Genomic DNA, 25637 nt, shown 5'->3' with positions numbered 1-25637 from the left:
GGGCTGGATTACAGCGCGGGGATGCGCAGCTTCTGGCCTGGGTAAATCTTGTTGGGGTCGCTCAGCATGGGCTTATTGGCTTCGAAGATGGTCATGTACTTGTTGGCATCGCCGTACATCTTCTTGGAAATGCCCGACAGCGTGTCGCCCGAGACCACGTCGTAGTACTTGGCTTCTGGCTCGGGGTTGGTCACGGTCATGTCATTGGTCACATCGCTGACGCTGGAGACATTGCCGCAGCACAGCGTGACTTTTTCCTTCGCAGCCTGGGTGGGGGCCACGCCGGTCACGGTCACTTTGCCAGCGTCAAAGGCCACCTTCACGTCGGACACGCCCAGGTTCTGGGTACCAATGTACTTTTCAATGGCCGCGCCTGCAGCCGCGTTCAGGTCTTGTGGTGCCGTGGCGGCAGCAGCGTCTTTGCCGCCAAACAATTTTTCGCCGGCTTCCTTGATAAAACTGAACAGTCCCATGGTGACTCCTAGAGGGTTGGTTACAGGAACTGTCCAATATATAGGCTTTTGTGAACGCGATGAAGTCAGACGGAGTCGCTTGAAAATAATTCACACTGCGGTTTGGACGTCCGTGGCGCAGGTCGATGTTGCACGTGCAACAAGCTGCAGCGGCAAAAGGGTCGATAATGCCGCCCATGCATTTTCTGGCCATCGACGTAGGGAACACACGCCTCAAGTGGGCGATGTATGACGCAGCACAACCTGGCGCCGCTGTGCTGGCGCATGGCGTGGAGTTTTTGGACAACATTGAGCGCCTGGCCGAGGGCAGCTGGGCTGAGCTGCCTGAGCCGCAGCACATGCTGGGCTGTGTCGTGGCCGGCGATGTGGTGCGCCGCCGGGTGCAGACGCAAATGGATATCTGGGATCTGGCACCCAACTGGGTGGTCTCGTCTACCGCCGAGGCAGGCCTGAGCAATGGTTATGACCACCCCAGCCGCCTGGGCACGGACCGCTGGGTGGCGATGGTGGGCGCTTGGCACCATGTGCTGGCACAGGGGCGGCAGCGCCCGGTGGTGGTGGTGATGGTAGGCACGGCGGTTACCGTCGAAGCCATCGACGCCGATGGCAAGTTTCTGGGCGGCTTGATCCTGCCGGGCCACGGCATCATGCTCAAGGCCCTTGAGTCGGGCACCGCCGGCTTGCATGTGCCGACGGGCGAGGTGCGGCCTTTCCCCACCAATACCAGCGATGCGCTGACCAGCGGTGGCACCTATGCAATTGCTGGCGCGGTCGAGCGCATGGTGCAGCATGTGATGGCCCACTGCGGGCAGGAGCCTGCCTGCGTGATGACGGGCGGTGCCGGCTGGAAGATGATGCCGAGCATGACCCGGCCTTTTGAGTTGGTCGAAAACCTGATTTTTGACGGCCTGCTGCATATCGCCCACAGCCGCTTTGGCACCAAGGGCTGACGCAGACCGGCGCCACATGCGCTTACAGACATAGCCCTCTATTGCCAGCGGGCCGCCGATGCGCCTGAAGGGCAATGCGATAATGGACGGTTATTTGTTGAACTACCTGTACTGACCATGATTCTCGTCACCGGAGGCGCCGGCTTTATCGGCTCGAATTTTGTGTTGGACTGGCTGGCGGGTTCGGATGAACCGGTGGTCAATCTCGACAAACTGACCTACGCGGGCAATCTGCACAACCTCGCAAGCCTGCAAGGCGACAGCCGCCACCATTTTGTGCAGGGCGACATTGGCGACCGCGCGTTGCTGGACCAGCTGCTGGCCGAGCACCAGCCGCGCGCCATCGTGCACTTTGCGGCCGAAAGCCATGTGGACCGCTCGATCCACGGCCCCGAGGACTTTATCCAAACCAATGTGGTCGGTACCCTGCGCCTGCTGGAGGCAGCACGCGCCTATTGGGGCGGATTGACCGGCGAGCGCAAGGACGGCTTCCGCTTTCTGCACGTATCGACCGATGAGGTGTACGGCAGCCTGGAAAAGGAGGACCCGGCCTTTACCGAGACCCATAACTTCGAGCCCAACAGCCCCTATAGCGCCAGCAAGGCGGCCAGCGACCACCTGGTGCGCGCCTGGTTCCATACCTATGGCCTGCCGGTGGTGACGACCAATTGCTCGAACAACTACGGGCCCTACCATTTCCCCGAGAAGCTGATCCCGCTGATGATCGTCAATGCGCTGGCGGGCAAGAACCTGCCGGTGTATGGCGACGGCATGCAGATCCGCGACTGGCTCTATGTCAAGGACCACTGCAGCGCTATCCGCCGCGTGCTGGAGGCTGGCCGCCTGGGCGAGACCTACAACGTGGGCGGCTGGAACGAGATGCCCAATATCGAAATCGTCAAGCATGTCTGCAGCCTGCTCGATGCGCAGCGTCCACGTGCCGATGGCCAGTCCTATGCCGAGCAGATCAGCTACGTGAAGGACCGCCCTGGCCATGACCGCCGCTACGCCATCGATGCGCGCAAGCTGGAGAAGGAGCTGGGCTGGAAGCCGGCGGAAACCTTTGACAGCGGCATCCGCAAGACCGTGCAGTGGTACCTGGAGCACCAGGACTGGGTGGCGCAGGTGCAGTCGGGTGACTACAAGGACTGGGTCAACAAGCAATACGCCTGAGGGCGGTATTTTTGCGGGCCGGGCATCTGCATGTCTGGGGCCGCCTTCCGGAAAGATGCCATGAAAATACTGTTGTTGGGCAAGAACGGCCAGGTCGGGTGGGAGCTGCAACGCAGCCTGCTGCCGCTGGGCGAGGTGGTGGCGCTGGACCGCGCCAGTGCGCCGCTGTGTGGCGACCTGCTGCGCCCCGAGGCTTTGGCCGAGACGGTGCGTGCTTTGGCGCCTGATGTGATCGTCAATGCCGCCGCTTACACCGCCGTCGACAAGGCTGAGAGCGAACCCGATGCTGCCCGCACCATCAACGCCGAGGCGGTGGCGGTGCTGGCGCGCGAGGCCAAAGCGCTGGGCGCTTGGCTCGTGCACTACAGCACCGACTATGTTTTCGATGGTGGCGGCGAACAGCCTTGGCAAGAGGACCAAGCCACCGGCCCACTGTCGGTTTACGGCCAGACCAAGCTCGAAGGTGAGCAGCAGATCGCCGCCAGCGGCGTGAAGCACCTGATTTTTCGCACCAGCTGGGTCTATGCCGCGCGCGGCGGCAACTTTGCCAAGACCATGCTGCGCTTGGCGCAGGAGCGCGACAAGCTGGCTGTCATCGACGACCAGTGGGGCGCGCCCACCGGTGCTGACCTGATTGCCGATGTGACGGCGCATGCGTTGCGCACGGCCATGGCATCGGGTGACGACCTGAGCGGTATCTACCACCTGGTGGCAGGTGGTGAAACCACCTGGAACCGCTATGCCCGCTTTGTGCTGGAAACGGCGCGCAAGATCAACCCGGCTCTGAATTTGACGGCGCAGGAAGTGCAGGCGGTCGACACCTCGGCCTTCCCGACGCCCGCGCGCCGTCCCCACAATTCCCGATTGAACACCCACAAATTGCAGCAGCGCTTTGCGCTGGATTTGCCTGACTGGCAGACCGGCGTGCAGCGCATGCTGCAGGAGATTCTGTAGACCATGACCACGCAAGCACGCAAAGGCATTATTTTGGCGGGCGGCTCCGGCACCCGCCTGCACCCCGCTACCCTGGCGGTCAGCAAGCAGCTGCTGCCGGTGTACGACAAGCCGATGATCTACTACCCGCTGACCACGCTGATGCTGGCAGGGATCAAGGAGATCCTGGTCATCAGCACGCCGCAGGACACGCCGCGCTTCGAGCAACTGCTGGGCGATGGCAGCCAGTGGGGCATCCAGCTGCAATACGCGGTGCAGCCCAGCCCGGATGGCTTGGCGCAGGCCTTTTTGATTGGCGAGCGCTTTTTGGACGGCGCACCCAGCGCCTTGGTGCTGGGCGACAACATCTTCTATGGCCATGATTTCCACAAGCTGCTGGGCAGCGCCATGCAGCGCGATACCGGCGCCAGTGTGTTTGCCTACCATGTGACCGACCCCGAGCGCTATGGCGTGGCGGAGTTTGACAAACAAGGCAAGGTCCTGTCGCTGGAAGAAAAGCCGGCCAAGCCCAAGAGCAACTATGCAGTGACCGGCCTGTATTTCTACGACAGCCAGGTGGTGGAGCTGGCGCGCGGCCTCAAGCCTTCGCCGCGCGGCGAGCTGGAAATCACGGACCTGAACCGCCTGTACTTGGAGCGCGAGCAGCTGAGCGTGGAGATCATGGGCCGGGGCTATGCCTGGCTGGATACCGGTACGCATGACAGCCTGCTGGATGCGGGCCAGTTCATTGCCACCCTGGAAAGCCGCCAAGGCCTGAAGATTGCCTGCCCGGAAGAAATTGCATGGCGCAGCGGCTACATCGGCGACGAGCAACTGGCCGCGCTGGCCAAGCCCTTGGCCAAGAACGGCTACGGCCAGTACCTGCAGCGCCTGCTGCAGGAGCCCAAGGAGTAAAGCCATGCAAGTCATCGATACGGCGCTGCCCGAGGTCAAGATCATCGAGCCCAAGGTGTTTGGCGACACGCGCGGCTTTTTCTACGAGAGCTTCAACCAGCAGGCTTTTGATGCGGCGGTGGGCCGGCACTATGACTTTGTGCAGGACAACCACAGCAAGAGCAGCCGGGGTGTGCTGCGCGGCCTGCATTACCAGGTAGAGCAGGCCCAAGGCAAGCTGGTGCGGGTGGTGCAGGGGCGGGTGCTGGATGTCGCCGTCGATATCCGCAAAAGCTCGGCCACATTTGGCCAATGGGTGGCGGTGGAGCTGAGTGATGAAAACCAACGCCAGTTGTGGGTTCCGCCCGGTTTTGCCCATGGCTTTGTGGTGTTCAGTGAAACGGCTGAGTTTCTTTATAAAACAACAGATTACTATGCGCCCGCCCACGAGCGCTGCATTATCTGGAATGATGCACAGTTGTCGATTGATTGGCAGTTGAATGGCCTGGAGCCGCAGCTGTCGGGCAAGGACCAGCAAGGCAAGGCCTTTGCCGAGGCCGATGTTTTTGCCTGAGTTTGCTTTTCCTACCAAATGTCTCCCATGCCTGGCACCTACACTGGGTGCCCTATAGGCTAAGGGGATGGATACCACGCCTGTCATAGGCTTTTGAGACCATAGACGCATGAGCACCAGCACCATTGACGATTTCAGCGATGCAGCCCTGACCCTGGAGTCAGGGCGTCGCCCTTTGCTGGGCGAGATGCTGGTGCAGGCGGGCAAGCTGTCGCCACGCGATCTGGAGCGTGCGCTGCAGGCGCAGCAGGAGATGGGCAGTCTCATCGGCCAGGTGCTGGTGCAGCTGGGCCTGGTTTCCGAGCCGGACCTGATGCAGGCCCTGGCGACCCAGTTGCAGATCCCATATATCTTGGGCGCGGACTTCCCGGTGGAAGCGGTCAGCGTGCCGGGCCTGATGCCCGAGTTCCAGCATTCGCAGCATGTCTTCCCCTTGCGGTTGCAAGATGGCGTGCTGGATGTCGCCATGGCCTCGCCCCAGGATCCGTATGTGATCAAGGCGCTGCAGATGTCAACGGGTTTGCAGATTCGCCCCCATCTGGCGCTGCAGGCCGATATTGAAAAAGCGCTGCAAGAGCCTGAGCCCGAAGCCGAAGAGGACGACGGCGATGACATGTTTGGCGATGGCTCCGATGTCGGCGACTTTGTCGAACATCTGAAGGACCTCGCCAGCGAAGCGCCGGTGATTCGCCTGGTCAACAGCATCATCGGCAAGGTGACCGATCTGCGCGCTTCCGATATCCACCTGGAGCCGTTTGACGACGGCCTGCATGTGCGCTACCGGGTCGATGGTGTGATCCACCCCGGTGAACTGGTGCCGCCGCGCCTGTCGGCCGCCGTGGGATCGCGCGTCAAGCTGATGGCGCATTTGGACATTGCCGAGCGCCGCCTGCCGCAAGATGGCCGTATCAAAACACGCGTCAAGGGCCGCGAGCTGGACCTGCGGGTCTCCACCGTGCCCACTGTCCATGGCGAGAGCATCGTGATGCGGGTGCTGGACCGCGCCAGCGTGCGGCTGCAGCTCGAAACCATGGGTTTTGCCAAGGACACCCTGTCCAAATTCAACGACCTGCTCGGCCGTCCGCACGGCATTTTGCTGGTCACCGGGCCCACTGGCTCGGGCAAGACCACCACCTTGTATGCCGCGCTGTCCAAGATTGACGCGCTGGAAAACAAGATCATCACCGTAGAAGACCCGGTCGAGTACCAGCTCGAAGGGATCAACCAGATCCAGGTGCACGCCCAGATCAACCTGACCTTTGCCAACGCGCTGCGCTCCATCCTGCGCCAGGACCCGGACATCATCATGATCGGTGAAATGCGCGACGGCGAGACCGCGCAGATCGCGGTGCAGTCGGCGCTGACGGGCCACTTGGTGCTGTCCACCCTGCACACCAACACCGCCGCCGGTGCCATCACCCGTATGCAGGACATGGGGGTGGAGAGCTATCTGATCACCTCCTCGGTCAACGGCGTGCTGGCCCAGCGTCTGGTGCGTACTTTGTGCGGCAATTGCAAAGAGGCGTTCGAGCCTGGCGAGGAGGTGCGCAAGCGCTCCGGCCTGGCGCGCTTCAGCGAGGTGGGCCAAGTCATTTACCGTGCGGTGGGTTGCAATGCCTGCCGCCAGACCGGCTACAAAGGCCGTACCGGCATCCATGAGCTATTTGTGCTCGATGAGCCGATGCGCAATGCCATCAATGCAGGCAAGGACTCCAACGAGCTGTTCAACCTGGCGGCCAAATCGGGCATGCTGAGCCTGCATGAAGACGGCTTGCGCAAGGTGGCGGCCGGCATGACCACCTTGGACGAAGTCGCCCGCGTCACCCAGGACCAGATTGATGGCTGATTTTGCCTGGCACGCGATCAATGCTGCGGGCGAGCAGGTTCGCGGCACTTTCCAAGCGCCCAACGCCGCAGCCGTGCAAAAGCACCTGCGCGCGCAAAAGCTCACGCCGGTGCGCATTGTGGATGCGGTTGATGCCGCCGCGCTGATGCCGGCTGCAACCAAGGCCGGCGCCAAGCCTGCGGCTGTGGGTGCACTGGTCAAAACCAAGGCCCGGAAATCCCAAAAGGGCCCGGCCAAGTCATCCGATGTGCTGGCGATGACCTCGGAGCTGTCAATCATGCTCAAGGCCGGTTTGGCCTTGGACAACGCGCTGCGCGTGCTGATCGACATGGCCTTCAAGGACAGCATGCGCGAGCTGCTGACCGGTGTGCTCGAAGCGGTCAAGGGCGGGGTGCCGCTGTCCAAAGCGCTGATGGTGCACCAGGAGCTGTTTGGCGATTTCTATATCAACATGGTGCGCTCGGGCGAGGCCAGCGGCCAGATGTCGGCCGTGCTGCAGCGTTTGGTGGAACACCTGGAGCGCCAACGCGCGCTCAAGGAAAGCGTGGTCTCGGCCACCATCTACCCGATGATCCTCGTGGCAGTGGCCATTCTGTCGCTGATCGCGATGCTGGGCTTTGTGGTGCCGCAGTTTGAAAAGCTGTTTACCGATATGGGTGATGCCTTGCCCACGCCGACCAAGATTGTGATGACCATTGGCCAGGTGTTTCGCAAGAACGGCTGGGTGATTTTGCTGGGCGGTGCGGCCGTGGTCTATCTGATGCGCAGCTGGCTCAGTTCGCCCACCGGGCGGCTGTGGTGGCAAAGTGTGTTGCTGCGCATGCCTATCCTGGGGCGACTGGCGCTGAAGTACCAGCTGACCTTGTATTCTCGCTCGCTGGGTACCTTGCTGGGCAATGGCGTGCCTTTGCTCACGGCGTTGCATATTGCGACCGATACCGTAAGCAACCGCTTGATCCAGCAAGAGCTGGCCAAGATTCCGCCGATCGTCAAAGAGGGCGGCAAGATGGTGCAGGCGATGAACACCACCACCGTGTTCGAGCCGCTGGCCGTGAACCTGGTGCGCGTTGGCGAAGAAACCGGGCGCCTGGGATCGATGATGCTGGAGCTGTCGAATATATTGAACCGCGAGGTGGAGATCGGCATCAAACGCGCCCTGACCATGATCGAGCCGGTGCTGATTCTGGTACTGGGCATCATGATTGCCTCCATCATTGTTTCTATCTTGATGGGCATCTTGTCCGTCAACGATCTGGCCGCTTAATTTTTAATACTGCAAGGAGAGCCCGCCATGAAGGCCTTATTCACCCAAAAGACGCCACGCAAGAGCCGTGGTTTTACCTTGATCGAACTGCTGGTGGTGCTGGCCATCCTGACCCTGCTGGCCGGCCTGGTCGGCCCCAAGGTGCTGAGCCAATTGGGCGGCGCCAAGTCCAAAACGGCAGGCGTGCAGATTGCTGACCTGCAAAAGGCGCTGGATATCTTCAAGCTCGACACTGGCCGCTACCCGACCACCGAAGAAGGTCTGGATGCGCTGGCCAAGCAGCCGGGCAATGTGCGCGGTTGGAACGGTCCCTACCTGTCGGGCGGCGTACCCAACGATCCTTGGAACAACCCGTACCGCTATAGCTACAACGGCGGCCGGGTCGACATCCTGTCGCTGGGCTCCGATGGCCAGCCCGGTGGCGAAGGTGAAGCCGCCGATGTGCGCAACGCACAGTAAGCCGGCGGCCGCTGCTTTCTCCGCCTGACCAGGAAACCCCGTGCCCACCGCCTTGCCATGGCTGAGCCGACACCCGCGTGCCACCACGCGCCCAGCAGCCCATCAAGGCTTTACCTTGATCGAGCTGATGGTGGTGTTCGCCATCATGGCTTTGGTGGTGGCCATGGCACCGGTCGCCTATGACCGGCTGAAGGATGGGGTGCAGTACCGCGATACCGTGCGCACGATGATCAGCCAACTGCGCTCGGCCCGTTATATCGCCGTCTCGCAGGGCGAGTCGGTGCGCTTTACCGTGGATCTGCAAACCCGGCACTATGGCTATGGAGACTCGGTCAAAGAAATTCCAGAGGCAGTGGATTTACGTGCCACCGTGGCAGACCGCGAGTTTGTGCCCAACAGCGCCGCCTCGATCGTGTTCCTGGCCTCGGGAGGCTCCACCGGCGGCAGTGTAGAGATCTTGCGCAAAAATGGCGCCGGCACACGGCTGCGGGTGGACTGGCTTTCGGGCCGGGTCAGCCAGGAGCCCTTGTTCCAATGAGGGCGCTGTCATCTCTGTCCCAACGGCCTCGCCAGCAGCAAGGCATGACCTTGCTGGAAATTCTGGTGGCGCTGTCCATCATGGCGATCTCGCTGGGCATGATCTACCGCGCCACCGGCAGCAATGCGCGCAGCGTAGGTGATCTGGATCGCTACCAATATGCGGTGCAGCTGGCGCAGTCCATCATGGATTCGCGTGACTCCGTGTACGAAAGCGGCTGGAACGAATCGGGCCAGAGCAATGGCTACCAGTGGAGTGTGCAAAGCGCGCCCTTCAAGACCGGTGTGGACGAAGGCGCGAACATTCCTGTGCTGCATGAAGTGCATATCAGCGTGAACTGGGCCGAGGGCGACCGCCCGCGCGTGTTCGAGCTCAACACCTTGCGTGCGCAGCGCCGGCCGCCCGATCCAGCCGAGAATGTGGTGCCGCCCGCATGAGCCGCATTCGCACACTTTTTACCAAGGCTAGCTGCCCAGGCCCGCAGCGTCTTGCCTCAGGCTTCACGCTGGTAGAGATGCTGGTGGCCATGTCCTTGCTGTCGCTGATCGTTTTAGGTCTGGCTGGTGCCATGGGCACCATGGGCCGCACCGAAACCAGTATCGACAACCGGCTTGAGCGCATGGACGAATCGCGCGCCAGTACCGATTTTTTGCGTGCCGTATTAGGCCGTATTTCCGCCAAACGGGTGCAGGGCTTGCAGCAGCAGGGCATGCTCAGCGCTGCGCCTTCGGCATTTTTCTTTGAAGGCGCTGGTCAATCGATGACCTGGGTGGGGGTGATGCCGGCACGCTATGGCGTGGGTGGCCGCTACCATTTCCGGCTGGCCATGGGCAGCTATGACGGTGCACCCGCCGTCATCTTGAGCTACCTGCCCTGGATCGACCAGCAGACCTTGCCCGAATGGGGTGCGGCACAAACCTACCCACTGCTGCAGCATGCGACCGGTCTGTCTTTCCAGTACCTCAACGGAGGCATCGATCCACCGCAATGGGGCAGTGACTGGGGCGTGGTCGACCAGCTGCCGCAGGCAGTGCAGGTGGTAATGACCACTGAAACCTCGGTGTTGGCGCCGGTGGTGGTGCAGCTGCGCGTGATGCCTGCGGGCGACCCGCGCGGCAGCGGTGGCGGCGCGAGCCTGGGAGGCTCGACCGGATGATGCGCGCAGCCGTGCAACAACGCGCCACGCTGGCGCCACCGCAACAAGGTATGGCCTTGATTGCCGTGCTGTGGCTGGTGGCAGCACTCAGCCTGATGGTCACCGGGGTCAGTGGTGTGGTGCGCCAGGAAGCCAAGATGATTGGCGTGGCCAAGGACAAGGTCACCGCGCAGGCGGTGGGCGATGCAGCCGTCGTCATGGTGTTGCAGCAACTGGCAGCCGACCGCACGATCTTGCAAGAAACCACCGAGACCTCGGTCAGTTACCAGGGCACGCAGGTGGCGGTCAGCGTGATGCCCCTCAATGGCCTGATCAATATCAATGGGGCATCGCTGCCGCTGCTAAATGCCTTGTTGAGCGTGGGTGGAGGCATGCCTGATGGCGCGGCGCAAGAGCTGGCCATTGCCATCCTGGACCGGCGTGAACGCGCCTCGCTGGATGGCCGCCGGCCCGAGCGTTTTGAAGCGATAGAAGACCTGATGCAGGTGCCCGGTATCGATTACGACCTCTATGCTAGACTCGCGCCCTTGGTCACGGCAGCCACCTCAGGCTCGGGGGGCGCAACGGTCAATCCGCTGGCGGCGCCGCCGCTGGTGTTGCGGGTGCTGGCCAATGGCGACGAGGGAATCGCGGCCCGCATTGCTGCGTCGCGTGGTCAGCCAGGATTGGATACCACCGGCCTGGATGCCAACCTGGCCCGCCCAGGCGGTGCGCAGCGCCGTTACCGGATCACAGCACAGGTTCCGATGGCAGACGGACGTATTTTTCTCGTAGATCGCAGTGTGTACTTTGGGGCCAGAACGCGAGATGGCCTGCCTTGGTACACGTTTGAGGCGCGCCAGATGCTGCAGCCAGCATCCTGATCGAAGCAAAGAACCCTTATGGCAATTTCAACTGAATCGCGCTTTTTTGGGCTGGATCTGAACCAGCTCAAGGCCGATATTTTAAAAACCTGGCGCCGAGCGCCGCAGTGGCCGCCGCTGTCGTGGCTGCGGCCCGAGCAGATGCTGCGTTTGGTGCCCGCCGAAGGCGCGCCCACCGTGGTGTGGGAGAGCGGCGAACTGGTAGCCAAGCCGGGGCGGGAGCCTGTGTTTTGGGCGGTGGAACTGCCTGAGCACATGGTCTTGCGCAAGACCGTGGCACTGCCCGCACTGGATCCGCAAGATTGCGCCAGTGCTGCCGAGCTGGAAGTGCAGGCGATCAGCCCCTTTGCGGCAGATGACCTGCTCTGGGGCTTCACCGAGCTGAGTCGCAGCAGCAAGGGTGTGAAATTGCTGGTGGTCTTGGCCTCCAGAACCCAGACCGAGCCCTATCTGCAAGCGCAGGTGGCCCAGCAGCTGCATTTGCAAACGCTGAAGGCGCAGTCCAAGGCCGAGTCTTTGGAGCAGCCCGAAGTGTGGGTGTTTGCCCCTGATCGCCACCCGGTGGTGTTCCAGGGCTTTGGCGAGCAGGCGCGCTTTGCCTGGGGCCGCAAGCGGCTGTGGTGGAACGTCAGCGGTGTCGCACTGGCGGTATTGCTGCTGGCCGCCATTGCCGCCACGCCCACGGCGCAGCTGCGCATGCGCGCGATTGAGGCGGTGCATGCCTATGAGGGCATGGCGGCCAAGACCAAGGATGTGGTGGCCAAGCGCGAGACCTTGATGCAGAGCGCTGACAAGGTCGGCGGCTTGGCGGAGTTGCTGGGCGAACGCATCGATGGGGTACAGGTGCTCAGCATGCTGACCCATGTACTGCCTGACGATACGGCCTTGCAATCGGTCCGCATCCAGAGCAGCAAGGTGACGATTTCCGGTTTGACCGAGAATGCCTCGGCCTTGATGCAAAAACTGAGCAACCAGGATGGCGTCAAGGATGTGCGGGCGCCGAGTGCTGCCACGCGCATAGGCGCTGGCAACAAAGAGAGTTTCACCATCGAGCTGGGACTGGATGCCAAGGTATTTGGCCCCAAGACCGTGCAAGAGGTAGAGGCGGCTGTCAAAACGCAAGTTGCAGAGCAGTCCAATGCTTCCATTGACGCCGCCGCGGGCACGTTGTTGCCGGCGACGCAAGGTACAGCGCCTGCTGCTGCGCCACCACAGCCTCCTGCGCCATCATCGGCGAACGCTGTTGCGCCAGCTAGCCCACCCCCCGCAAATACGGCTGCGGCTGCCACTGCACCCGGCCAAGCCCCACGTCCGCCATCCAAGGCCACTCTCGGGGGCAGTGCGCCCCGGGCCACATTGGGTGGATCCGTTACCCCTCCCCCAGATGCAGGAGGGAAAAAGCCATGATTGTTACCCGTCCCAATCGCAAAGAAATGCTGATTCTGGTGGCCACCGCGCTGCTGGTCCTGCTGCCTTTGGCAGCGCTGGGCAGCTTTGTCGTCAGCAAGCACCTCTGGGCGCAGTCGACCTTGGCAACGGTTGAACCCCGCTATGCACGTCTGCGTGGTCTCGATCTGCAGCGTGAAGAGATTGACCAGTCGCTGGAACGTGCCTTGCAGATCCGCGCCGACTATATTTACCCCAGCAGCCAGGATGTGGCACAGACCGGCAATGCCGTGCAGCAGAAAGTGCGCAGTCTCTTGACCACCGCTGGGCTGACCGTGGTCAGCAGCCAAGTGCTGCCGGCTAAAGAAGAAAAGGGTTTTGACCGCATTCCGCTGTCGGTCCGGGCCGAAGGTGACCTACTGGCCGTGGACAGTGCGCTGGCCGTGCTGAACGAGCAACTGCCGGTGATGCTGCTGGCCGATGTGGAAGTCAGAAACCAGGGAACCTTGCAGGTGATGAATGAGAAGACCACGCCTCGGCTGACCCTTCAGCTGACCTTGAGCGTGTTGAGGGAGCGTCCATGAAGCGCTATACAAGTGGCATTCTGATTGCGGCCAATGTTGCGCTCGCCTTGTTGCTGGCCTGGATGTGGTTGACGCCCAATGGTGGACTGAAAGATGTGCACTGGGAAATGCCCAGAGGGCAAAAGGCCAATCTGGACGACATCGTGCCCCGCTTGGGCAAGGCGCAGGCGATGGACCACAGCCAGTTTTTGGCGATGCTGGATCGCCCGCTGTTCTCGCCAACTCGCCGCCCACCCCCACCGCCTCCTGTAGCGGCGGCCGAGGCGCCTCCACCCCCACCGGATTACCTGGCCGATGCCGTGCTGAGCGGCGTTTATGTCAGTGAGGATGGCAAGAGTGGCGGTGTCATCATCAAATTCCAGGGCAAGGACAAATCCTTGCCTTTGCGTGGCAAGCTCGACGGCTGGACCTTGAGCTCGGTCGCTGATAACCGGGTGTATTTCACCCGCGGTAGCGTGACCAAAGAAATCGCTTTGCAAAAGGGCAAGCTGCAGCAAGGCTACACCCCTGCGCCAGAACCCAGTGTGCCGCAGCGAGCTGTGCCCCAACGGGCCTCACAGCCACCAGCCGGTACCGACACTCCACCACCCCGTCGTCGCGCAAGCATCGGCGGCTCTACCGCTGTCCAGCGCCCTTGAGCGTGGCAATCTCTATAAATAGATAGATCCTAGGGTTAGAACCATGAAGTCTCCCGTATTTTTCAAGACGGCGCTGGTAGTTGCATTGGGCCAGATGGGCATGCTGCTGCCGCTCCATGCGCAAACAGCGGCAGCCCAGCCGTCTGCCCAGCCTGCAGTGCAAGCCAACGGCTCTCTGCCCGTCATTCAAGCGCCCAATATCATGATCGGCCCCAAAATCGGCGGCGATGAAGGAGAGGAATCGACCGAACCCCGCGTGCTACGCGGCACGGACAAGCTGCTCAACATCGACAAGTCCACCCCGATCACTGGTGGTGCGCCGGTCAGCTTCCGTTTTGAAGAGGCGCCGGTGGCCGAGGTGGTGCGCACGGTGCTGGGCGATATCCTCAAGATCGATTACGTGATGCACCCGCCGCTGCAAGGCACGGTGACCTTGACAACGCCCAAGCCGATTGATCCGGACAAGGCCGTGTTCTTGCTGGAAGCGGCCTTGCAGGCCAATGGCCTGGCGATGGTGCGCGATGCCCGTGGTACCTACCAGGTCGGCAAGCCCGAGGTGCTGCGTAGCTTGGTCGGCAATGTGCGCATGGCCGGTGCCCCTGGCAGCATGGCACCCGGCTATGGCGTGATCGTGGTCCCGCTGCAATACATCGGCGCTACCGAGATGTCCAACATCCTCAAGCCCATCATCCCTGGTGAAGCGCTGATCAAGGTGGACACCGTACGCAATGTGCTGATCATGCAAGGCACGCGTACCCAGTCCGAGGGCTGGATGGAGATGGTCAAGACCTTTGACGTGGACCTGCTCAAGGGCATGTCCGTGGGCATCTACCCGCTCAAGCATGCATCGATTGAAGAAGTCAGCGCTGCGCTGCAGATGGTCAATGGTGGCGGCGGCCAAGCGGCGCAGGGCCAAGGCGGCGCTGGGTCGGCTGGCATCGCCGGCGGATCTGCCAGCGCCGCTGCCGCGCGTCGGCCAGGCCAAGCGGCGGGTACCGCCGCTGGCGGTACTGCCAACAGCCAGCTTAGCGGTAACGCCGCCGCTGCGGCTGCGCTGCTGACCTCGCTGGGCGATTCCAACCCGCTGTTTGGAGCGCTGCGTGTGCTGCCGATCCCGCGCCTCAACGCACTGATGGTGATCACACCACGCGCTTCCTACCTGGACGAGGCCGAGCGCTGGATTCGTCGCCTTGATGTGCCAGGTTATGGCGGCAGCGAGCCCGAGCTGTACGTCTACCGTGTGCAAAACGGCAACGCCAAATACCTGGCCCAGGTGCTCAATGGCATTTTTGGTGGCCAGCAGGGCGCCGGCGGCAACATGACTTCGGGTGTCGCTCCGGGTCTGAACGGCGTCAACAACAATAACAATAACAACAACCGCTTTGGCGGCGGTTTCAACAGCTTCGGCGGCAGCTCGGGCTTCTCCTCGGGCTTCGGCAACAACAACGGCAACCGGTTTGGCAACAGCGGAAATTCCCAGCAGCAGGGAGGTACCCCTACCGTCACTGCTACCGCCATTGGCGATATCCGCGTGGTGGCCGATGAATTCAACAACACCATCCTGGTCTGGTCCACTGGCTCGCAGTTCCGCAAGATCGAGTCCTCGCTCAAACGCCTGGATGTGGCGCCTATCCAGGTGCTGATCGAGGCAAGCATCATTGAGGTGACACTCAATGACAATCTGGCGTACGGTGTGGAATGGTTGTTCCGCAACAGCGGCATTGGAGGCCGCGATTACTCTGGCACCGGCAGCCTTGGCACTTTGAACAACACGACTCCTGGCACGGTTGCTGCCGCAGCGGGCAACTTCACCTATTCGTTGTTCAATAGCGGAGGTGATATCGCCGCGCGCTTGAGCGCCGTCGCGGGACAGGGGCAGGTCAAGATGTTGTCGAGCCCTTCCGTCATGGTGATGGACAACCACCCCGCCTCCATTTCGGTGGGCGAGCAAATTCCAGTGAAGGTCAGCAGCACCATCACCTCAACCAGCTTTTTGTCGGATAACTACCAGCTCAAGGACACCGGTGTGATTCTGAATGTCACGCCTTCGGTCAATTCCGGCAATATGGTGAGTCTGCAGATCGACCAGTCGGTCATCGACAGTGCAGGTATTGACGCTGCATCCCAGCAGACCAAGTTTTCCAACCGCCAACTGACCAGCAAGCTGGCCGTGCGTTCTGGTGAGTCGATTGTGATGGGCGGCTTGATCAGAGACAGGAATGAAGTTTCCGACTCGGGCATTCCTTTGCTGAAGGACATCCCGATCATCGGCAAGGCCTTCAGCAGCACTACCCGAAATAGTGCGCGGACGGAACTTTTGCTCGTGATGACGCCTCGTGTGGTGCGTACCGATGTCGATGTGCGCGAAGTCAGCGAAGAGCTGCGAGACCGACTGCGTGGTTTGAACGATGATGACCTGCTGACCCGTGCCAACAACGCGCCCGCTCCTGCATCGCGCGTAGCCCCTGTACAGCCAGTACAGGCACAGTAATAAATTATGTTGTAAAGATATTGAAAAATGACTTCTAATATTCTGATTCAATCTGCGAAAGCTTTGTTTGCAATTGGCGCTGCAGCCTCTCTGGTGGCCTGCGCCGCTTTCCAGCCGGATCCTCCTGAGCAGGCTGTCGCCAAGCGTGCCCAAGGCTATTGGGATGCACGCCTCAAAGGCGATGTGGGCAAAACCCGCAGCTATATGAATGAGGCCTTCCGCATGGCCGTCGATGAGAAGGGCTTCGCCAAGAACTATATGGCGACCTTCGCTGTTGCGGCCAAGGTGAAGAAGGTGACTTGCGAAGCCGAAAAGTGCGAGGTCGGTGTGAATTTGAGTGTCAACCCTCCCATTCCAGGCCGAAAAATGGGTACCATTGACATGTATTCGCAGCAAACTTGGTTGCTCGAAGACGGTCGGTGGAATCTCTACCAGGCACCTTGATGCTCTAGGATTGCTGGCAAGACTATCTGTACACAGTTGTCTGTTGTAAATACTCAACAGGCCGCTAAAAAAAACAGTCTGCTTGCTTTGCAAACCCCGTGAGCGCTATGCTATTATTTCTTAGCGTAAACAATCGTGGTAGTTGCGCTGACTAACTTTTTTTAACTGGAGTGTGTTTATGAAGAAAAATGTTCTGGCACTGAGCATTGCGGCCGCCATGATTGGTGGTTTCGCAGGCGCTGCCTCGGCCCAAACGTTCCCTAACTCGACGATGGTTCAGCCAGACGCGACCACGTTGGTCCGTGCTGAAGGCGGTGCAGGCCACATTCTGGTGGTGCCTTACTTCACCTCGCAAAACGACAACATGTCCGTGTTCCACGTGGTGAACACCGACACCGTCAACGGCAAGGCCCTGAAGGTGCGTTTCCGTGGCGCTGCTAACTCTGACGATATCTTGGACTTTACCGTGTTCCTGTCGCCTGGCGACGTATGGACCGGTTCGGTGCAAGGTAACGAAAATGGTTCGTACTTCCTGACCAACGACAAGAGCTGCACGCTGCCCGATATCCGTGGCCAGCAAGTTCAATTCGTGACCGACCGCCTGCCATCTGGTGCTACCGCTGCCCAGACCAAGGAAGGTTACATCGAAATCCTGAACATGGCTGACATCACCGGTACTGCTACCGACATGTACAAGGCCACCAAGCACGTTGCTGGCGTTGCACCTTGCACCAGCACCGTTCTGGACGCAACGCTGAACATCAACCCAACCGATGTTGACAGCGTTACCGCAGCTAAGACCATGGGCTTCGAAACCCCATCGGGCAAGCTGACTGCTGACTGGTACATCCTGAACGTGAACCAAACCACCACGTTCTCGGGTGCTGCTACCGCTATCGCTGCAACCGGTGGCAATGGCCGCGGTAACTTCGTGCTGTTCCCACAAGACGCAACGAACTCCGCTGCTACTGCTGCGAACGTGGCTGATCTGACCGCTGACCCGCTGCTGCAACAAGGCATGGTCAAGGCTGTGAACTTCGACTTCCCAGACCTGTCGACGCCTTACCTGGCTACTACTGGTACCCCAGAAGACCAAGCTACCGATCTGACCACCTCGCTGTCCAACAGCGGTGTGTCGAACCAGTATGCTCTGGATACCGGTATCAATGCTAAGACTGACTGGGTGCTGTCCATGCCTACCCGTCGTTACAGCGTTGGCGCTGACTACACCAAGAAGCCTACGGATGCTGGCTACCGCGTGTTCAACGACGGCGTGGGTGGTTTCTTCACCGAAGCCAACACCTACGTGAACGCTAACAACGGTCTGATCTGCGCGACCACCAACTCCTACACCTTCTGGGATCGCGAAGAGCAATCCAAGAAGAATGGTGCTGTGATCTCGCCTAGCACCCTGAAGGGTCTGGACTTCTGCGGCGAAGTGAACGTGCTGTCGTTCAACGACGCAGCTGGCACCTCGGTGCTGGGTGCTTCCGTTGCTCGTACCAACGTGAACGTTGACTACCAAAACGGTTGGGGCGCTATCAGCTACACCAACTCGCTGCCAGTGGTTGGCTCGTCCTTCATCAAGCTGTCCAACAGCGGCGGCCTGGCTAACGGCTTCAGCGGTACCTACGGTATCACCTGGCCACACCGCTACGCTGCTCCTGCTGTCGCTCCTTAATTCAAGGTCGATAAGCTAGAGTTCTAGTGAGTCCATAAAAAGGACAGAGAGCAATCTCTGTCCTTTTTTTATTTTCTGCATGTGCAGAGATGCCCGTGCTTTCCGCTGGGGTTCACTGGGTCTGTGATTTGGGCAGCTTTTGCTATGCTGCATCTTTTGAGCTGAGGAATGCTAGATGCGTAGTTGGTTGACTTCCCTGGGCGTAGTGACGGTTTTGGCCACCAGCAGTGTGGCCGTGATGGCGCAAGCAACAGACCCAGTGCTGATCGAAGGCCACGGCGTGGCCGTGCGTGAGAGCGATATCCTGAGCGATGCCACGCGGCTGCCTCCTGAAATGCGCGCATCCTTCTTAGCCCGCAAAGACAGCGTGGCCCAGATGGCTGATGCCATCTATATTCGCCGCGTCCTGGCGCAGCGTGCCAAGGAAGCCCAGCTGGACAAGCAGCCGGAGACCGCAGCAGCGGAAAGGATTGCCAGCGACAAGGTACTGTCCGATGCTTATTGGGCAAAAATTGACAAGGATCGCGCTCCCGATATGAAGCTGGTGGATGCGCAGGTTAAGGCCGCGTATCAGGTCAACAAGGACAAGTACCAGGCGCCCGAGCAGGCGCATGTGGCGCATATCCTGATTGCAAACAAGGACGAGGCCAAGGCCAAGGAGCAGATCGAGAAGCTGCGCCAAGAGGCGGCTTCGGGTGCAGACTTTGCCAAGCTGGCCAAGGACAATTCTTCAGATTCCAACTCCGCACTCAAAGGCGGTGACCTGGGGCCTATCCCTCGTGGTCAAACCGCCCCTGAATTCGAAGCCGCTGCGTTTGCGTTGAACAAGCCAGGTGAGCTGAGCCCGGTAATCAAGACGCAGTTCGGCTACCACATCATCAAGCTGATCGAGAAGAAACCCGCGCGCACTATGTCGCTCGAAGAGGTGAAGCCGCAACTGGAGAAGCAGTTCCTTCAGGAGGCGTCCCAGAAGGCACGCAGGGCCGAGGTGGAAAATATCCATGAGAAGACCAAGACCGAGCCGGCCAACCTGGAAGCCTTGTCTGCCAAGTTTGCCGCACAGAAATAAGCGCCTGTCCTAGGACAGCCAACAGAAGAGGAGGCCCAGCCTCCTCGACTTGTTTATGCCATGCTGATAGGCTTGGCACGCTCACTGATTAGCCCCATTTATGCTGGATTCCCTGATAAAAAATACCCGCGAGTTGGTCGCCAGTCGCGCCCTGGTCGGCGTGATGACGCGCCGCGAGGTGGCGGCACGCCACGCCGGCACAGCCTTGGGCGTCATCTGGCCCTACCTGCAGCCTCTGCTGTCTGTCGCCGCCTACTACCTGGTGTTCGACATCGTGTTTGCGATGCGGCTCGGTGAAGGCGCGTCCAGCCATGCGGTGGGCACCTTTCTGATCGTCGGTGCGCTTCCCTGGATGGCCTTTTGCGATGCGGTCTCGCGCGGTATGGGCAGTCTGCTGGAGGCAGGATCGATCTTGCAGAAGAACCCGCTGCCGCCGGTGCTGTTTCCGGTGCGATCGGTGCTGGCCAGCTCCTGGATTTTTGGCCCTTTGATGCTGCTGCTGGCACTGTGCTACATCCCCGTGCACCATATGCAATGGGGCGTATTGGCCTTGCTGCCACTGATGGCCATGCAACTGCTGATGACCTTGCTGCTGTCCTATGCGCTGGCGATCTTTGCAGCAGCCCTGCGCGATACCGTGCAACTGGTGGGCTTTATGCTGTCGGTGGGCATCTACCTGACGCCTATCCTGTTTCCGATCACGATGTTTCCGCAGGGCTGGCGCTGGCTGCTGTGGTTGAACCCGATGGCCTCGTATGTGATGGGCTACCAGTCCGCGCTGCTGCAAGGCCAGTGGCCTGAGCTGCAAGTCTGGGTGGTGAGCGCTGTATGGATTGCAGTGCTTGCCGTGGTGGTGAATGTGCTGGTGCGGCGCAGCCGCGACCAGCTGGTGGACTGGCTATGACGGGCGTGAACATGGCGAAAACGCAAGAGGCCGCGGCCGTGCTGGTGGTGAAGAATCTGGGCAAGGAGTACAAGCTCTATGATTCGCCACGCCAGCGGGTGAAGGCGCTGCTGAGTGGCCGTGCCATGCACCGCAGTCACTGGGCGCTGCGCGATGTCAGCTTCAGTTTGGGACGCGGTCAGTGCATCGGGGTGGTGGGCGACAACGGGGCTGGCAAGAGCTCGCTGCTCAAGCTGCTGGCGGGCACCATGCAGCCCTCCGCAGGTTCGATTGAGCGCACTGGCCGCATCACGGCCATTCTGGAGCTGGGAGCAGGCTTTCACCCTGATTTCAGCGGCCGCGACAACCTGTATTTTGCCGGCAGCCTGATCGGCATCAGCCATGAGGAAATGCGAAAGCTGGAGCCGGAGATCATTGCCTTCTCCGAGCTGCAGGACGCGATCGACCGGCCGGTCAAAACCTATTCATCGGGTATGAATGTGCGCCTGGCCTTTGCGCTGGTCACTGCCGTGCAGCCCGATGTACTGATCGTCGATGAGGCGCTGGCCGTGGGCGACCAGAGTTTTCAGAAGAAGTGCATCGAGCGCATTCTGGACTTTCGCCAGAAGGGCTGCACCATCCTCTTTTGCTCGCACAGCCCCTACCATATTCGCCATCTCTGCGATGCGGCGCTGTGGCTGGAGCAAGGCCAGGTGCAGATGTTTGGCGAGACCGAGGCGGTATTGGCGGCCTACGATGTGCGCACCCGCCAAAAGCGGGATGAGAAGGAGCAATTGCAGTGGGGCGACGATGCTGCAGCAGCGGTGCCGGAAGCGCTGGCCGATGTGGCCGCAGCGGCCATCGCTACAGAGCCCGTCGATCCGCTGGACACGCCCTATGCGGTGCAGCCGCCAAACCAGCCCAAATCCGAAGAGGCGGGCAATGCCTGCATCCTGTCAGTGGATATTGCGAACCTGGGTCCAGGCGATCCGCCGGTGCTGCAGGGCCAGGATCTGGTCGTCACCATCAAGGCGCGGGGCAATGGCGCTGAGCGGCCCAATATCGGCTTCATGATCGAGCAGAACCGGGGCGTGGGCATTGCCTGCCTGGCCACGCACGAAGAGGGCGCCGTGCCCCAGCAATTGCCCGATGGCAGCTGGCAGTCGGTGCTGAGCTTTCCGGACCTGCCTTTGCACAGCGGCGACTATGTGGTCAGCGCCTTTTTGTTTGATGGCTCGGGTCTGGCGGTCTATGACGAATGGTTCCAGTACACCGTCTTCCGCTTTATCTACCCCAAGCCGCTGCCTGGACTGGTACGATTGCCCCACCACTGGGGCTGAGGCTGCACGCAAGAGTGCGTGCGGCTTGTACCCCAGCCAACGAGAGCGCCAGCATCTGCGCTGGCGCGCTCATCGCCCCCAGATTTATGACCACGAATTCTCCCTCTGCGACAAGCCAGGGCCAGCAGCTGCTGGCCGATGCACAGCTGATGCTGGCAAATGGAAATTTTGAAGCGGCCTCGGGCCTGCTGCTGCGCGCCCGTGCCGAAAAAGACGTGATGCTGGCAGCGCATGCGCTGATCGAGCAGCACGGGCTGACCGGCTCGTTCCGGAACATCATGGGCCTCGATTGCACGATTTCCTCGGCCGATGATATTTTTGGCTTCTTTGCCGGCCACCCCAGCAGCAATAACCCGTTGCGTGATTACCTGGCCGATGGCTGGCGCACCCTGGCCGAGCTGATGACGGTGATGGAGCGAGTCGGCCAGCCGCTGGTGCAGAGCCAGCATTTTCTGGAGTTTGCCAGCGGCCATGGCCGCTTTACCCGGCACCTGGCACATCTGTTGGGTCCGGGCAAAGTGACGGTGTCGGATGTGGTGCCCGATGCGGTGGACTTTGCGCAGCGCACCTTTGGCGTGCAGGGCTTTGTCTCTGCCAGCGTGCCTGAGCAGCTGGTGGCACCGCGCCAGTACGACACGGTGTTTGTGCTGTCGCTGTTCAGCCATCTGCCGCGCAGCACCTGGGGCCGCTGGCTGCAAGTGCTGTACAACCTGGTATCACCGGGCGGCATCCTAGTGTTCAGCACGCATGGTATCAAGGCGGCCCGGTTTGACAGCGTGCCGCTCGACGACGAGGGCTTTTTCTTTGCGCCGTCGAGCGAATCGAACGCGATTGATCCGAACGAGTACGGCACGGCCTTCACGACCGAAGCCTTTGTGCGTGCCCGCATTGCCGAGACTGTCGGTGCCGACAAGCTCGAATATTTCTCCCCTGTACAGTTCTGGAACCACCAGGACGTGTACGTCCTGCGAAAGCCATCATGAACCGCGGAAGCCGTATGCGCCACTTGGCGCAGTTGCGTGAAAAGCTGCTCGGCCTGCCTCATTACGATGACACGCGGATCAGCGACGAATGGTTCCGCTCCCACTTCCACTACGCATCCGATGTCGTAGCGCAGTGGCTCAGCCCGGTGATGGATGTGAGTACCGCCCGTTTGCTGCAGTTTGGCTGTGGCGATGGGATTACCGACTTGGCGCTGGTGCTGCGCCATGGCGCCGCTGCCATCCACGGCATTGATGTGCGGCAGGAGTACGCCAAGCTGCCCCGCATTGCACAAGAGCAGTTAGGCATGCAGCGCATTCCGGCCGCGCTGAGTTTTCAGACGATTGCGCCCAGCGCGCCCTTGGCGGGCCAGGCGCCGCTCTATGACGGCATCATGAGCTGGTCGACCTTTGAGCATGTGCAGCGCGACCAGTTGCTGCCCATTCTGAAAGACCTGCTGGCCTGCCTGAAGCCGGGCGGGCATTTCTTCCTGCAGATCGAGCCGCTGTTCTACTCGGCCTTTGGCTCGCACCTGCGCCGTTATGACGATGTCGCCTGGCACCACCTGCTGGTCGAAGAGGATGCGCTCTGGAAGGTGATTGAAGGCTATGACGGCGAACTCAGCCCCGATGAGGTGGACTTTGGCTTTGCCGATTTTGGGCCGGAGGGCTACAAGCGCTTTGTGTTCAAGGAATACCAAGAACTCAACCGCCTGACCGCCGATGAGCTGGTAGCGCTGGCCAAGGAAGCGGGCTTTGCGGTGGCACGCGAAGAGCGCCGCCACTATGAGCCGGCGCCCGTGCCGGAAGCCTTGTTGGCGCAGTACCCGCGCGAGGTGCTGACCAATAACGAGATCTTTTTGCTGCTGCAGCGTCCTGCTTGATCTCCAGCCGGCAGCCCACAAGGGCTGCGGGTAGGAGTGGGCATTAAGCGGTTGTGACGGTAGCTTCTTCCAGCTGCACTGGCATCGAGACGCTGGCGCTATAGCTCAAACGCTGCATGCGCTGGCCCAGGCCACTTCGGCTGAAGAGGCGGCGGTTGATCGAGGGCTCACAGTGCAGCGGGGTACGCACCAGCCAGCAGGTGTGGCGCACTTCAAAAGCGGGGTGGAAGTAGGGGTCGCCCTGGTCCAGAAAATCGCGCCAGCGGCAGGCGAATAGTGCCGAATCTTCAGGATGCGGGTCATAGCCTTCAGCCTTGCCCCGGGTGATGGATTCATGGTGCACCAAGGTCGCCTGCGGGCAGTACAGCACCCGCCAGCCCAGCTGCAGGGTGCGCAGGCACAGGTCCACATCGCCAAAGCCCACGGCCAGTTTCTCGTCATAGCCGTCGATGGCATCAAAGGTTTCCTTGCGCATCAGCAGGCAGGCGGCAGTCACGGCCGATACCTCATGCGTGCTCACCAGCCGGCCCATGAAGGCGATATCGACGCGGTCGGGTGGCAGCTTCAAGAACTTGCCATAGTGCTCGGCAATGCCAAAGGCGCCCACGCAGACGCCGGCGTGCTGGATCGAAGTGCGGTCGGGGTAGAGCAACTGCGCGCCCACCATGCCAACGCTCGGGTCCTGGCACTGCGACAGCATGTGCTCCAGCCAGCCGCTCTCCAGCGCCTCGATGTCGTTGTTGCAGAACAGGTAGTGGCTGTAGGGGCGGGTCAGCTGGCGGACGGCCCAGTTGTTGATGGCCGAGAAATTGAAGGGCCCCTGGTAGCGCAGCACGGTGGCGGTGCCTTCTTGCTGCAGCTGGGCAAAATAGTCCAGGCTGGCCTGCTCGGTCGAGTCATGGTCGATCACGATCAGGTCGTAGGCGGCATGTTGCACAGTGGCGCGGATGCTGTCCACACACTGGCGCACAAGGCTGCCGTAGTTCTTGGTCGGGATGATGATGGCCACGCGCTGGCCATCGGCGATCTGGTGCTGGGTCTCAAAGAAGTTGAAGGACACGCCGGACGCCGAACGTGCCGCAACGCCGCTGCGGTCCAGATGGCGTTGCAGCACGGCGGTCGAGGTGGCCATCACCTGGGCCATCTTGTCGTGGCCGGCCGAGCCGGTGTGGGTGCGCCACTGGTAGAGGAGCTCGGGCAGGTGCACGATGCGGCTGGCCGCTTCGCTGACGCGCAAGATCAGGTCGTAATCCTGCGAAATGCCCAGGGCCTCGTCAAAGCCACCCAGGCTGCGCAGCAGCGCCGTGCGAAAGCCGACCATGTGCACGATATAGGGGTGGCTGCGCAGGTATTCGGGCGAGAAAGCCGGGCGGTGGAAGTACTGCAGTACCTGCTTGCCATCAGGGCTGACCAGCACTTCGTCTGAGTAGAGCATGTCCGGGTCATCGGCCATGACGCTTTGGGCGACGCGGTAGATGGCCTGGGGCTGGAGCAGGTCGTCATGGTCCAGCAGCACCACAAACGGGGAGGTGGCCAAGGCCAGCGCCCGGTTGCTGGCGTGCGATACGCCATGGTTGCTCTCGCCCAGGTGCAGCTTGATGCGCGGCTCCTGCGCAGCCAGTTCTTGCAGCATGCTGCGCACATGGGGCTGGGTGGATGCGTCGTCGGCGATGCACAGCTCCCAGTGCGGGTAGATCTGGGCGCGCACCGAATCAACCATCGCCGTCAGCATGGCCGGGTCGGTGTTGTAGGTGGGTACCAGGATGGAGATGCTGACCGGCTGCGTCAATGCTGCAATCTCGGCGCGCAGCACCGGCAGCACCTCGTTGGCCAAGCGCTGCTGGTAGTCCTGCCAGGCATCGGTGGGGGCGACCGGCACGGTCGGCGCATCAGGGTGGCCCAGCGACAGCAGCTGGTGCTTGAGCATCTGGCTGCCGCCGGTGCGCCAGGCGCGCCAAAGTCGGCGGCTGTTGCTGCCCAGCTGGCGGGGATCGGCGGCCAGCAGGTACAGGCTGCGGCTGAGCTGGCGCAGCTTGTGGGGCAGCTTGCGCAAAGTAGAGAGAGTGGAAGACAAGTCGTTGCTCTTTATTTTGTAGCGTTTTGTGTTTGATTTGCAAACACTATTGGCCTATTT

25 protein-coding genes are annotated in these 25637 nt (G+C 61.1%); 23 read left to right on the top strand and 2 right to left on the bottom strand.

All coding sequences use genetic code 11. From position 1 onward, the window contains the following. Positions 1-8: 8 nt before the first annotated feature. Complete coding sequence (gene lysM / locus HS961_RS22545; RefSeq protein ID WP_182325643.1) at positions 9-473, bottom strand: peptidoglycan-binding protein LysM; 465 nt, start codon at positions 471-473, stop codon at positions 9-11. Positions 474-649: 176 nt separating this feature from the next. On the opposite strand from lysM, the gene HS961_RS22540 reads away from it, so the two are divergent. The 23 genes from HS961_RS22540 to HS961_RS22430 all read left to right on the top strand — a co-directional run bounded on the left by HS961_RS22540 (position 650) and on the right by HS961_RS22430 (position 23503). Further along, complete coding sequence (locus HS961_RS22540; protein ID WP_182325642.1) at positions 650-1423, top strand: type III pantothenate kinase; 774 nt, start codon at positions 650-652, stop codon at positions 1421-1423. A gap of 117 nt (positions 1424-1540) precedes the next feature. Further along, a complete protein-coding gene (gene rfbB / locus HS961_RS22535) occupies positions 1541-2596 on the top strand; it encodes a dTDP-glucose 4,6-dehydratase (RefSeq protein WP_182325641.1) in 1056 nt (351 codons plus the stop codon). 60 nt (positions 2597-2656) lie between these two features. Then, positions 2657-3550: a dTDP-4-dehydrorhamnose reductase gene (gene rfbD / locus HS961_RS22530; RefSeq protein WP_182325640.1), complete on the top strand. Its 894-nt coding sequence runs from the start codon at positions 2657-2659 to the stop codon at positions 3548-3550. A 3-nt stretch (positions 3551-3553) separates the two neighbouring features. Next, positions 3554-4444: a glucose-1-phosphate thymidylyltransferase RfbA gene (gene rfbA, locus HS961_RS22525; protein WP_182325639.1), complete on the top strand. Its 891-nt coding sequence runs from the start codon at positions 3554-3556 to the stop codon at positions 4442-4444. A 4-nt stretch (positions 4445-4448) separates the two neighbouring features. Continuing rightward, positions 4449-4997, top strand: coding sequence for a dTDP-4-dehydrorhamnose 3,5-epimerase (gene rfbC / locus HS961_RS22520; RefSeq protein ID WP_182325638.1), 549 nt, complete (start codon positions 4449-4451; stop codon positions 4995-4997). Between the two features lie 109 nt (positions 4998-5106). Next, on the top strand, positions 5107-6843 hold the full coding sequence (gene gspE, locus HS961_RS22515) for a type II secretion system ATPase GspE (protein ID WP_182325637.1): 1737 nt from the start codon (positions 5107-5109) through the stop codon (positions 6841-6843). Further along, positions 6836-8107 carry a type II secretion system F family protein gene (locus HS961_RS22510; RefSeq protein WP_182325636.1) on the top strand — a complete coding sequence of 424 codons (1272 nt, stop codon included), beginning with the start codon at positions 6836-6838 and terminating at the stop codon, positions 8105-8107. The genes gspE and HS961_RS22510 overlap by 8 nt, the downstream gene beginning before the upstream one ends. Before the next feature lie 27 nt (positions 8108-8134). Next, a complete protein-coding gene (gene gspG, locus HS961_RS22505; RefSeq protein ID WP_182325635.1) occupies positions 8135-8566 on the top strand; it encodes a type II secretion system major pseudopilin GspG in 432 nt (143 codons plus the stop codon). Between the two features lie 40 nt (positions 8567-8606). Continuing rightward, positions 8607-9104: a GspH/FimT family pseudopilin gene (locus HS961_RS22500; protein WP_238347711.1), complete on the top strand. Its 498-nt coding sequence runs from the start codon at positions 8607-8609 to the stop codon at positions 9102-9104. Next, entirely contained in the window at positions 9101-9541 is a 441-nt protein-coding gene (locus HS961_RS22495; protein ID WP_272956279.1) for a type IV pilus modification PilV family protein, read from the top strand. The genes HS961_RS22500 and HS961_RS22495 overlap by 4 nt, the downstream gene beginning before the upstream one ends. Further along, positions 9538-10260 (top strand): prepilin-type N-terminal cleavage/methylation domain-containing protein, encoded by a 723-nt coding sequence (locus tag HS961_RS22490; protein ID WP_182325633.1) that lies wholly within the window; start codon positions 9538-9540, stop codon positions 10258-10260. The genes HS961_RS22495 and HS961_RS22490 overlap by 4 nt, the downstream gene beginning before the upstream one ends. Continuing rightward, positions 10257-11123 carry a general secretion pathway protein GspK gene (locus tag HS961_RS22485; protein ID WP_238347710.1) on the top strand — a complete coding sequence of 289 codons (867 nt, stop codon included), beginning with the start codon at positions 10257-10259 and terminating at the stop codon, positions 11121-11123. Before HS961_RS22490 ends, HS961_RS22485 begins: the two co-directional genes overlap by 4 nt. Positions 11124-11141: 18 nt before the next feature. Continuing rightward, positions 11142-12530, top strand: a complete 1389-nt coding sequence (locus HS961_RS22480) for a PilN domain-containing protein (RefSeq protein ID WP_182325632.1) — start codon at positions 11142-11144, stop codon at positions 12528-12530. Further along, complete coding sequence (gene gspM / locus HS961_RS22475) at positions 12527-13093, top strand: type II secretion system protein GspM (RefSeq protein ID WP_182325631.1); 567 nt, start codon at positions 12527-12529, stop codon at positions 13091-13093. The genes HS961_RS22480 and gspM overlap by 4 nt, the downstream gene beginning before the upstream one ends. Then, the gene (locus HS961_RS22470) at positions 13090-13731 is read left to right on the top strand and encodes a hypothetical protein (protein ID WP_182325630.1); all 642 of its coding nucleotides are present in this window, start codon (positions 13090-13092) and stop codon (positions 13729-13731) included. Before gspM ends, HS961_RS22470 begins: the two co-directional genes overlap by 4 nt. Before the next feature lie 43 nt (positions 13732-13774). Further along, positions 13775-16222 carry a type II secretion system secretin GspD gene (gene gspD, locus HS961_RS22465; RefSeq protein WP_182325629.1) on the top strand — a complete coding sequence of 816 codons (2448 nt, stop codon included), beginning with the start codon at positions 13775-13777 and terminating at the stop codon, positions 16220-16222. Between the two features lie 27 nt (positions 16223-16249). Next, entirely contained in the window at positions 16250-16666 is a 417-nt protein-coding gene (locus HS961_RS22460) for a hypothetical protein (protein WP_182325628.1), read from the top strand. A 178-nt stretch (positions 16667-16844) separates the two neighbouring features. After that, complete coding sequence (locus HS961_RS22455) at positions 16845-18347, top strand: cell surface protein (protein ID WP_182325627.1); 1503 nt, start codon at positions 16845-16847, stop codon at positions 18345-18347. 175 nt (positions 18348-18522) lie between these two features. After that, positions 18523-19416: a peptidylprolyl isomerase gene (locus HS961_RS22450; RefSeq protein ID WP_182325626.1), complete on the top strand. Its 894-nt coding sequence runs from the start codon at positions 18523-18525 to the stop codon at positions 19414-19416. Positions 19417-19516: 100 nt separating this feature from the next. Next, positions 19517-20320, top strand: coding sequence for an ABC transporter permease (locus tag HS961_RS22445; RefSeq protein WP_182325625.1), 804 nt, complete (start codon positions 19517-19519; stop codon positions 20318-20320). 11 nt (positions 20321-20331) lie between these two features. Further along, positions 20332-21639, top strand: a complete 1308-nt coding sequence (locus tag HS961_RS22440; RefSeq protein ID WP_182325624.1) for an ABC transporter ATP-binding protein — start codon at positions 20332-20334, stop codon at positions 21637-21639. Positions 21640-21725: 86 nt separating this feature from the next. Next, positions 21726-22622, top strand: coding sequence for a class I SAM-dependent methyltransferase (locus tag HS961_RS22435; protein ID WP_182325623.1), 897 nt, complete (start codon positions 21726-21728; stop codon positions 22620-22622). Between the two features lie 14 nt (positions 22623-22636). Then, positions 22637-23503: a class I SAM-dependent methyltransferase gene (locus HS961_RS22430; protein WP_182328390.1), complete on the top strand. Its 867-nt coding sequence runs from the start codon at positions 22637-22639 to the stop codon at positions 23501-23503. Positions 23504-23546: 43 nt separating this feature from the next. Here HS961_RS22430 and HS961_RS22425 read toward each other — a convergent pair whose 3' ends face one another. After that, on the bottom strand, positions 23547-25577 hold the full coding sequence (locus HS961_RS22425) for a glycosyltransferase family 2 protein (RefSeq protein ID WP_182325622.1): 2031 nt from the start codon (positions 25575-25577) through the stop codon (positions 23547-23549). Positions 25578-25637 lie beyond the last annotated feature (60 nt).

The sequence above is a fragment of the Comamonas piscis genome (assembly GCF_014109725.1).
Lineage (GTDB): Bacteria > Pseudomonadota > Gammaproteobacteria > Burkholderiales > Burkholderiaceae_C > Comamonas > Comamonas piscis.
The sequence above is the reverse complement of the archived record's forward strand: the minus strand, read 5'-3'. Positions and strand labels throughout refer to the sequence as shown.

Excerpts from the sequence above, each read along its gene's own strand:
- HS961_RS22490 (WP_182325633.1), top strand. The coding sequence starts at position 9,538 with ATGAGCCGCATTCGCACACTTTTTACCAAGGCTAGCTGCCCAGGCCCG.
- gspG (WP_182325635.1), top strand. The coding sequence starts at position 8,135 with ATGAAGGCCTTATTCACCCAAAAGACGCCACGCAAGAGCCGTGGTTTT.
- gspD (WP_182325629.1), top strand. The coding sequence starts at position 13,775 with ATGAAGTCTCCCGTATTTTTCAAGACGGCGCTGGTAGTTGCATTGGGC.
- rfbD (WP_182325640.1), top strand. The coding sequence starts at position 2,657 with ATGAAAATACTGTTGTTGGGCAAGAACGGCCAGGTCGGGTGGGAGCTG.
- lysM (WP_182325643.1), bottom strand. The coding sequence starts at position 473 with ATGGGACTGTTCAGTTTTATCAAGGAAGCCGGCGAAAAATTGTTTGGC.
- gspM (WP_182325631.1), top strand. The coding sequence starts at position 12,527 with ATGATTGTTACCCGTCCCAATCGCAAAGAAATGCTGATTCTGGTGGCC.
- HS961_RS22480 (WP_182325632.1), top strand. The coding sequence starts at position 11,142 with ATGGCAATTTCAACTGAATCGCGCTTTTTTGGGCTGGATCTGAACCAG.
- HS961_RS22435 (WP_182325623.1), top strand. The coding sequence starts at position 21,726 with ATGACCACGAATTCTCCCTCTGCGACAAGCCAGGGCCAGCAGCTGCTG.
- HS961_RS22430 (WP_182328390.1), top strand. The coding sequence starts at position 22,637 with ATGCGCCACTTGGCGCAGTTGCGTGAAAAGCTGCTCGGCCTGCCTCAT.
- HS961_RS22510 (WP_182325636.1), top strand. The coding sequence starts at position 6,836 with ATGGCTGATTTTGCCTGGCACGCGATCAATGCTGCGGGCGAGCAGGTT.
- HS961_RS22445 (WP_182325625.1), top strand. The coding sequence starts at position 19,517 with ATGCTGGATTCCCTGATAAAAAATACCCGCGAGTTGGTCGCCAGTCGC.
- HS961_RS22470 (WP_182325630.1), top strand. The coding sequence starts at position 13,090 with ATGAAGCGCTATACAAGTGGCATTCTGATTGCGGCCAATGTTGCGCTC.
- rfbA (WP_182325639.1), top strand. The coding sequence starts at position 3,554 with ATGACCACGCAAGCACGCAAAGGCATTATTTTGGCGGGCGGCTCCGGC.
- HS961_RS22440 (WP_182325624.1), top strand. The coding sequence starts at position 20,332 with ATGGCGAAAACGCAAGAGGCCGCGGCCGTGCTGGTGGTGAAGAATCTG.
- rfbB (WP_182325641.1), top strand. The coding sequence starts at position 1,541 with ATGATTCTCGTCACCGGAGGCGCCGGCTTTATCGGCTCGAATTTTGTG.
- HS961_RS22495 (WP_272956279.1), top strand. The coding sequence starts at position 9,101 with ATGAGGGCGCTGTCATCTCTGTCCCAACGGCCTCGCCAGCAGCAAGGC.
- HS961_RS22485 (WP_238347710.1), top strand. The coding sequence starts at position 10,257 with ATGATGCGCGCAGCCGTGCAACAACGCGCCACGCTGGCGCCACCGCAA.
- HS961_RS22455 (WP_182325627.1), top strand. The coding sequence starts at position 16,845 with ATGAAGAAAAATGTTCTGGCACTGAGCATTGCGGCCGCCATGATTGGT.
- HS961_RS22540 (WP_182325642.1), top strand. The coding sequence starts at position 650 with ATGCATTTTCTGGCCATCGACGTAGGGAACACACGCCTCAAGTGGGCG.
- HS961_RS22450 (WP_182325626.1), top strand. The coding sequence starts at position 18,523 with ATGCGTAGTTGGTTGACTTCCCTGGGCGTAGTGACGGTTTTGGCCACC.
- rfbC (WP_182325638.1), top strand. The coding sequence starts at position 4,449 with ATGCAAGTCATCGATACGGCGCTGCCCGAGGTCAAGATCATCGAGCCC.
- gspE (WP_182325637.1), top strand. The coding sequence starts at position 5,107 with ATGAGCACCAGCACCATTGACGATTTCAGCGATGCAGCCCTGACCCTG.
- HS961_RS22460 (WP_182325628.1), top strand. The coding sequence starts at position 16,250 with ATGACTTCTAATATTCTGATTCAATCTGCGAAAGCTTTGTTTGCAATT.